Origin of the sequence: Mesorhizobium sp., from assembly GCF_004962925.1 — a bacterium.
In the GTDB taxonomy this organism is placed as follows: domain Bacteria; phylum Pseudomonadota; class Alphaproteobacteria; order Rhizobiales; family Rhizobiaceae; genus Mesorhizobium.
In genome coordinates this window covers 10180-17441 of the sequence record NZ_SUEO01000055.1, presented here as the reverse complement: position 1 = coordinate 17441, position 7262 = coordinate 10180, and the positions used below count along the sequence as shown (strand labels likewise).

Sequence of the window (7262 nt, the reverse complement as noted above, 5' to 3'; positions counted from 1 at the left end):
AACAGCAGCTGTCCGTCGTCGATCGCAGCCTCATGCAGATTCATCGGCGGCGAGCCGATAAAACCGGCAACGAAGCGCGTCTGCGGCCGGCGGAAGACTTCGTCGGGCGTGCCGACCTGTTCGATGAAGCCGTCGCGCATGATGACGATGCGGTCGGCGAGCGTCATCGCTTCGACCTGGTCATGGGTGACGTAGATCACTGTCGACTTGACCTTGGCGTGCAGCTTCTTGATCTCGGTGCGCATCTGTGTCCGAAGCTTGGCATCGAGATTGGAAAGCGGTTCGTCGAACAGGAAGACGTCGGGATCGCGGACGATGGCGCGACCCATGGCGACGCGCTGGCGCTGCCCACCCGACAGCTGCGACGGCCGGCGGTCGAGCAATTGATCGAGGCCGAGAATGCCGGACGCCTCGGCGACGCGGCGGTCCATTTCCTCTTTCGCCGCGCCTGCGATCTTCAGCGAGAAGCCGAGATTTTCGCGCACGGTCATGTGCGGGTAGAGCGCATAAGACTGGAACACCATCGAGATGTTGCGCGAACGCGGGGGCAGGTCGTTCACCATGCGGCCGCCGATCTCGATGACCCCATCGCTGATGTCCTCGAGGCCGGCGATCATGCGCAGGGTTGTCGACTTGCCGCAGCCGGACGGACCGACCAGCGCGATGAACTCGCGGTCGGCGACCTCGAGGTCGATGCCGTGCACGACCGCAACCGGGCCGTAGCTTTTGGTGAGTTTCTTCAGGGATACGGTTGCCATGTCAGCCTTTCACCGCGCCGGAGGTGAGGCCGCCGACGAGGTGTTTCTGGACGATGAAGGTAAGCGTGAGCGCCGGTATGATCATGACCACGGCCAGCGCGCACATGCCGCGCCAGTCGATGGTGAACTCGGCCGTATAGTCGAGCAGGCCGACCGGCAGGGTCTTGGAGTTGATCGAGCGCGTCAGCTGCGAGGCCAGCGCGAACTCGTTCCAGGAAGTAAGGAAGGCAAAGATGCCGGCTGAGGCGATGCCAGGCCCAGCAAGCGGAAACTCGACCTGCCAGAAGGCCTGCCAGCGCGTGCAGCCGTCGATCTGCGCCGCCTCGGCGAGATCTTTCGGGACCTGGCGGAAAAAGCCGTCAATCAGCCAGATGGTGAAGGGCACGTTGAGCGCGACATAGACGAGGATCAGGCCGAAATGCGTGTCGATGATGCCGAGCCGTGCAAAGACGAAGAACAGCGGCAGCGACAGCGCGATGCCGGGCACCGTGCGCGTCAGCATCAGGCCGAGGAACATCGCCGACTTGGCGCGGAAGCGATATCGCGCAAAGGCATAGCCGCCGGCCATGCCGATGGCGATCGCGATCACCGTCGAAGTCACCGAGATGATCAGCGAATTGCGAAAATAGTCGAGCACCGGGATGCCGCCCTTGCCGATGCCGCTGAACATGGCGATGTAGGCGTCGAGCGAAAGTTGCTGCGGGATCCACACCGGCGGCTTGGCCATGATCTCGACGGTCGGCCGCAGCGACGACAGCACGATCCAGATGCCGGGCAGGCAGATGACCAGCATGGCCAGGAACAGTCCGACGCCGTGAGCGATGCCGAGCGCCTTGTTGCGGACGCGATGCAGGCTGTTCTGGTCCATCCTCACCACTCCGCAGCGATCTGCGTGCGCGCCGCGGCGAGCTTGCGGTAGAAATAAACGGTGAACAGGATCGACAGCAGGATCGAGAAATAGGCCATGGCGTTGGCCATGCCCATCCTGGCATCGCTGTAGGCTGTGCGGGCGACCAGCGTCCAGACGAGTTCGGTGCGGCCGGCAGGGCCGCCGTCGGTCATGATCTTGACGATGTCATAGGCGCGCGCCACGTCGAGCGAACGAATGGTCATGGCGATGAAGGCAAACGGCATGATGAACGGCCAGGTGACATAGCGGAATGTCTGCCACGGCGTGCAGCCGTCGACACGGGCCGCCTCGACCGGTTCGCGCGGCATCGCCAGCAGCCCGGCAAGGATCAGGATCGCGAACACGGAAGTCGATGACCAGATCTCGGCGGTGAGGATGGCGATGAAGGCGAGGTTGCCGTCGATCAGCCACGGGATGGCGCGGTCGGTCAGGCCGAGCGCCTGCAGGGCGTTGTTCACCAGGCCGATATTGTCGTTGAACATGAATTTGAACTGGAAGCCGACCAGGATCGGCGAAAACATCATTGGAAACATCATGATGGTGCGCAAGATCCGCTGTCCGCGCGACGCTTTCTCCACCAGCAAAGCCAGCCCGAGCCCGATCAGCATTTCCAGATTGAGCGCCACCGTCAGCAGCACAACGGTGCGGGCGAAGGCGATCCAGAAATCCCCGTTGCTCAGGATGTTGAGGTAGTTGCGCGCGCCGATGAAGACCCAGAGTGTCTCCGGCCTGGTCAGCCGGAACGGCGTAAAGCTGGAGTAGAGCGAAAGCAGCAGCGGCAAGACCACCACCGCCGCCAGCACGATGACCGCCGGAAGCAGGAGCAGCAATGGCGGCGAGGGTCTCCAGCCTTTCATGTCGATCCGGTTCTGGTTGGTGCCCGGACACCGAAGGCCGCCATCGGCGAACTGGGATCAAGACAAAGCGTGTTGCGCATGGTTCAAAAAGTTAGGGGCGCCGCTCTTCGATAAGCGCAGCGCCCCCATGGGAAGATGTCAAAGCTTGCCGGCGTCTTCGAGGATCTGGGTGGCCTTGGCGGCAGCGTCGTCCAGAGCCTGCTTGGAGGTCTTGTCGCCGAGGATGGCCGCCTGCAACTCGGGATAGACGGCGTTGGAGATTTCGATCCATTCAGGCGTCTGCGGTACGGCGAAAGCGTGCTTTGCCTGTTCCTGGAAAGCAGCCAGCACTTCCGCCTTGTAAGGATCGCCGGCCGCTTGCTGGATGTCCCAGTCCCACACCGCGGTGCGGGTCGGCAGTGGTCCGCTTGCTGCTTCAAGCTTCTGACTGTCCTCGTTGGTCAGGAACCAGACCAGGGATGCCGCAGCTTCCTTGCTGGCGCAGTTTTCGGTGACTGAAAATCCATGATGCCCCGACCAGCCGGTGCGAATGCCGGCCGAACCCTTCGGCGCCACCTTCACCCCGACATTGCCGGCGACCTTCGAGGACTTCGGGTCATTGAAGAACCCTGCCCAGCCCGGCCAGTCGAGGTTGATCGCGACCGTGCCGGAGGCAAAGCCCTGGCCGAGATCGTCCCAGAGATAGTTGGTGGTGCCGGCTGGCACCGCCTTGGCCTTGTAGAGATTGACGAACCAGTCGAGCGCGCGCACGCCGGCCTCCGAGTTGAAGGCGGGCTTGCCGTCCTTGTCGAGATACTCGCCGCCCTCGGCAATGAGCATCTCGTAGAAGCGGCCGTTGATCGCCTCTTCCTTGCCGGCGAACTGGGTGCCATAGAAATCCGGCGGGCTGGCGAAGAATTCCGCCTGCTGGGCGACCTCGTCCCAGGTGTCGGGCGGCACCAGCTCCGCGCCATACTTGGCCTTGTAGGCGGCCTTCTTGGCTTCGTCCTGATAGAGGCTCTTCTGGTAGTAGAGCGCTGAGACGTCGAACTGCGCGCGCGGCAGCATCGCCAGCTTGCCGTCGAGCGTCGAGGCCTTGATCGTCGACGGCACGAAGGCGTCGATCTCCTCCTTGGGCAGCAGCGCGTTGAGATCGGTGTAGATATCAGGATATTGCGGTGCAAAGGACGAGTGGTTCGAGCCGACGCACCAGTTGATGCTGCCGGACGCGATGTCCGACTTGATTTCCTTGTCGAGCTCGAAGTGGTTCTTCTTCGAGATCACGTTGACCTTGGCGCCGGTCAGCTTTTCCCATTCGCCGATGCGCGCGTAGAGCCCTTCATATTGCTGGCCGCCGATCAGCTTGGCGTCGATGGTGACGCCGTCGAACTTGCCGGGCAGTTCGGCAGCAAAAGCAGCGCCCGCACCAAGTGCAAGCAGCGCTACGCCGGCCGACAGGCCGTAAAATAGTCTGGTCATTTGATTCCTCCCAAAGGCCTGTGTCGGCGAACTCGTATCGACCCGACTTACAGCGCTTCATTCATATACAAACAAAACATTTATGCAGTCGTCAAGTTGAAAGTTCTTTCCGGATGCGGGTCAGTGTGCGTATATGAAAACCAAAATTCACTGGGGAGTGACGATGGCGGAGGACGAGGACGATGACCGGTATCGTGCCCCGGCGCTGGACAAGGGGCTCGACATCCTCGAGCTTCTGGCGGGCGTCGACGGCGGCCTGACGCAGGCGGAAATCGCAAAGAAGCTCGACCGCAGCCCCAACGAATTCTACCGCATGCTGGATCGGCTGGTGCGACGTGGCTATGTCACGCGGCCCGACGGTGACCGTTATTCGCTGACGCTCAAGCTGTTTGGTCTGGCGCAGCTGCACGCGCCGGTGCGGCGGCTGGTTTCCTACGCGACACCGCTGATGCGTGAACTTGCCGAAACCTCGCAGCAGGCAAACCAGCTAGTCGTCTTCGACCGCGGTTCTGCTGTGGTGATCGCGCAGCAGGAGGCGCCGGACTATTGGGGCATCTCGATACGCGTCGGCTCGCATATCAGCCTGTTCGACACCGGCTCCGGACATGTGTTGCTGGCGTTCCGCTCACCGGAAGAGCGGCAGATGATGATCTCCGAACATCTGCGGAGCACCGACAAGCCGCCTCAGTCGCCGGAATTCTTTGCCCGCCTCGATCAGATTCGTGATCGGGGCTATGAGATGATGGCGTCCATGCAGACCGCCGGTGTGTTCAACCTGTCCACTCCGGTGCTGGGGTCGGACGGTAATGCGATCGCCGCGCTGTCGATCCCCTACATAACCCTGGTCAACGCACCCAAGGCGCCCGATATCACCAGGACGATAGAGCTGTTGCTGGCGGCGACCGAAAAGCTCTCGCAACTGGCGGGATCAACGGTCAGGCAGGCGAAGTGAATTCTTATTTGAATGAAAGATTTCTCCGCGAGATGATTTTGTAACGCCGGAGGAGGAGCGCACCGTCATGATCTTCGATACCCATCTGCACCTGATCGACCAGTCGGCGCTGCGCTATCCCTGGCTCTCCGGCGTGCCGGCGCTCAACCGCGATTTTTCCCATGACGAATATGCAACCCAGGCTCGCCGCGCCGGCATAGAGGGTGCGTTGCACATGGAGGTCGATGTCGATCCGGCTGACATCGAGGCCGAAACCAGCCATGTGAAAGCGCTGTCACAACAGAGGGATAGTTTGCTGCGCGGGGCAATCGCCTCCTGCCGACCGGAAGCGCCGAGCTTTGCCGCCTATCTCGAGCACCAGCGCGGCGATCCCTTCGTCAAGGGTTTTCGGCGTGTGCTCCACGTCATGCCGGACGAGCTTTCGGAAGGCGCGCTGTTCCGCGAAAACATCAAGCGGCTTGCCGGCACCCGGCTGACCTTCGACCTTGTCGTTCTGCCCCACCAAATCCCCAAGGCGATCGCACTCGCAGATCTCGCGCCGGACGTGCAGTTCGTGCTCGACCATTGCGGCGTGCCCGACATCAAGGGCAGCAGTGAGCATCCCTGGCGCGAGCATATGGCGGAAATCGCGCGGCGCCCGAACGTCGTCGGTAAAATTTCCGGCGTGGTCGCCTATGCCGACCCCGGCTCTTGGACCGTCGATACCCTGCGCCCCTATGTCGAACACACGATCAGCTGTTTCGGCTGGAACCGCGTCGTATGGGGCAGCGACTGGCCGGTCTGCACGCTTGGCGGCGGGCTTGCGACCTGGGTGGCGGCGACGCATGCGCTACTTGGCGGTGCAAGCGCTGACGAACGGGAAAAGCTGCTGTCCGGCAACGCAAAGCGGCTGTGGAGTTTGTAAGCCGCCTCAGATTGTCGCCGATACGTGCCGCTCGCGACCGTAAAGCGAAACCAGCAGCACGATGACCAAACCAAGTGCTGCCTGCACCGTCGAGGGCCGGAAACCTACGCCGATCAGCAGCGTGTTGATCTCCGTCAGCACCAGCACGCCGGCGATGGTGCCGAAATAATTGCCGCGACCGCCGACAAGGGCAGCTCCTCCAACCACCACCGCCGCGATGGTCTGGAACAGATAGGGCTGACCGACATCGCCATAGGCCGAACCGGTGAAGCCGAGCAGCAGCACACCTGCCGCGGCAGCAAAGAAAGCGCTTGCTGCGTAGGTCACCGTCCACATGCGGACCGGATCGATCAGCGCCAGCGGGGCAGCACCTGGGTTGCTGCCGAGCGCATAGAGGCGGCGGCCGTAGGGCGTGCGCGCCAGCACCAGCGCCACCAGCAAGGTCACCACCGCGACGCACGGCACCAATGCCGGCACCGGCAGCGGTCCGACCGAACCGCCGATCGAAACGAAGGCGGAAACGGCTGCAGGCGCCGATCCGGATGGAAAGCCGCCGGTCCACAATAGCACGGCGCCTTGCACGATCATGCCGACGCCGAGCGTGACGATCAGCGGGTGGATGTCGAGCCCGCGCGAGATCAGGCCATTCAGCGCCCCGATCAGCATGGCGAGCACGCCGACAACCACGCAGACCAGGGCAAAATTCCAGCCGGCGCCGTAGAGCTGTGCCGCAACGACATTGGCGAAGCCGATGATGAACGGGATCGACAGGTCGATGCCGCCGAGGATGACGACGAGCGTCTGGCCGATCGATGCCACCGCCAGCAGCGAGGCGATGACCAGCAGCGCACGGATGGCGAACGGCGCGGAATATCCCGGGATGAGCAGCGTACCGACAATTTGCAAGACGGCGGCGACCGCAAAGGCGCCGGCAACGCGGGCATTGGTGGACTGAAACCAGTTCCGGTTCATGCTTCTCAACCTTTCCGTCCTGAGAGCCGTTCCTGCAGCGCCGTCATGATGACGGCCACAACCAGAATGACCCCATAGGCGATCTGCAGCACATAGGTGGAGACGTTGAAGGCGGTCAGCACGCTCTGAAGCAGGAAGATGTCGACGGCGCCGATCGCAGCCCCGGCGAGCCCACCGCGCCCGCCGGCGAGGCTGACGCCGCCGAGCGCCACCGCGGCGATGGCGATCAGCGTGTAGGTCGGCCCGATGTTGGGATCGGCCGAGCCGATCAGCGCCGTCAGCATCAGGCCAGCGCAGGCGGCGAGAATGCCGGTCATGACATAGGCGATGAAACGGACTTTCGTCACCGGAACGCCGGCCGTGTAAGCGGCGCGGTCGTCGCTGCCCACCGCCATCAGCTGGTCGTAGTAGGGGGTCTGCCGCTGGCGCTGATCTTCCTGTTCTGGTGGCT

8 protein-coding genes are annotated in these 7262 nt (G+C 62.8%); 2 read left to right on the top strand and 6 right to left on the bottom strand.

The features are described from left to right. The 4 genes from E5W87_RS13700 to E5W87_RS13685 form a co-directional block, all read right to left on the bottom strand. A partial coding sequence (locus tag E5W87_RS13700) for an ABC transporter ATP-binding protein (RefSeq protein ID WP_292397993.1) occupies positions 1-758 on the bottom strand: 758 nt, incomplete at its 3' end. Between the two features lies 1 nt (position 759). Next, on the bottom strand, positions 760-1626 hold the full coding sequence (locus tag E5W87_RS13695) for a carbohydrate ABC transporter permease (RefSeq protein ID WP_292397992.1): 867 nt from the start codon (positions 1624-1626) through the stop codon (positions 760-762). A gap of 2 nt (positions 1627-1628) precedes the next feature. Then, entirely contained in the window at positions 1629-2525 is an 897-nt protein-coding gene (locus E5W87_RS13690) for a carbohydrate ABC transporter permease (protein ID WP_292397990.1), read from the bottom strand. 138 nt (positions 2526-2663) lie between these two features. Further along, positions 2664-3983: a sugar ABC transporter substrate-binding protein gene (locus E5W87_RS13685; protein ID WP_292397988.1), complete on the bottom strand. Its 1320-nt coding sequence runs from the start codon at positions 3981-3983 to the stop codon at positions 2664-2666. Positions 3984-4146: 163 nt separating this feature from the next. Here E5W87_RS13685 and E5W87_RS13680 point away from each other — a divergent pair, with 163 nt between their 5' ends. Continuing rightward, positions 4147-4935 (top strand): IclR family transcriptional regulator, encoded by a 789-nt coding sequence (locus tag E5W87_RS13680; RefSeq protein WP_292397985.1) that lies wholly within the window; start codon positions 4147-4149, stop codon positions 4933-4935. Between the two features lie 67 nt (positions 4936-5002). Then, positions 5003-5839, top strand: a complete 837-nt coding sequence (locus tag E5W87_RS13675; RefSeq protein WP_292397984.1) for an amidohydrolase — start codon at positions 5003-5005, stop codon at positions 5837-5839. Positions 5840-5845: 6 nt separating this feature from the next. Here E5W87_RS13675 and E5W87_RS13670 read toward each other — a convergent pair whose 3' ends face one another. After that, positions 5846-6811 carry an ABC transporter permease gene (locus E5W87_RS13670; RefSeq protein WP_292397982.1) on the bottom strand — a complete coding sequence of 322 codons (966 nt, stop codon included), beginning with the start codon at positions 6809-6811 and terminating at the stop codon, positions 5846-5848. A 5-nt stretch (positions 6812-6816) separates the two neighbouring features. Beyond that, positions 6817-7262 (bottom strand): ABC transporter permease (locus E5W87_RS13665; protein WP_367118825.1); only part of this gene is annotated, 446 nt, incomplete at its 5' end.